This window comes from Vibrio sp. 10N.222.46.A1, assembly GCF_041473595.1.
GTDB lineage: Bacteria > Pseudomonadota > Gammaproteobacteria > Enterobacterales > Vibrionaceae > Vibrio > Vibrio tasmaniensis_A.
The window spans coordinates 1-909 of sequence record NZ_JBFRSN010001096.1 but is presented as its reverse complement, the minus strand read 5'-3'; the positions used below and the strand labels follow the sequence as shown (position 1 = coordinate 909).

The window sequence follows — 909 nt, the reverse complement described above, 5'->3', positions numbered from 1 at the left end:
TTCTTTGTTGGTTGCGTACTCTACAGGTCATAAGAGGGGATTGGAACTCTCAAATATTAGATACAGGCTGATAATTTGCAAAGTTTTAACACAACATACGTTTAAATGCTTGTTATCCATCTTCTTTTTACTACTATTTATAGGGTCAATTTAGACAATAATAGGAATTAGTATGATGAAGGTTTGGCGTTGTCTATTGTTAATGTTGGCGTTTGTCGCATTTGGAAGTTTTGCGCAAAGCGTCGATAAAATAGCAGAAGTACAAGACCAGCTAATGCTGGACCTCACTACATTAGAAACAGCGCACGATGCTGAAAAGCCGTTTCTAGAAGACATATTGCGAAGAAAGAACCAAGCACTACGCAAAGAGATATCCTCCCAATTATCATCTGATAAGAAGCAAGGCTTAGACGCTGTTCTTGCCCAGCAAGTAGAGCTTTTACAGCATTTACTGTCATTGAACGAAGTTAAAATTGTCTCTATGAGCAAAGACAACCGTTCGGCTGAAGGGGATGCAAAAAAGCGTCTTGAATTGTTGATTCAAAAACGTATCGGAATGATGGATGACTACTATCAGCAACTTTCTAAGACCTTAAGTTGGTCAAAAGATCGAGGCGTTGATGTATCGGCTGCGGAAAGTCAGTTAAAAACCGCACTAGCTTCTCGTTCGCAATATCTGACAAATGCGATTCTCTACACAGACACGCAGCGTCAAGATTTAGAGCGCCGTTTGTCTTTTGTGAGTGAAGAAGAAAAGGCGACGATAAAAACTGAATTAATACGTTTCAGAGAACGAACCAGCGTTATGGTTGCCAGCTTAGAGAAAAGTATCTCCATGATGGTGCCATTTGGTGTGGATGTCACCTCGTACAAGCGTATTCTATTAGCGACCACCGGCGACATTAACGC

The 909-nt window shown here is 40.8% G+C and carries 1 pseudogene; it reads left to right on the top strand.

Annotated elements, in window-relative coordinates:
- Positions 1-172: 172 nt before the first annotated feature.
- Positions 173-909 (top strand): annotated as a pseudogene (locus AB4496_RS24145) (mechanosensitive ion channel family protein); the annotation flags it as partial.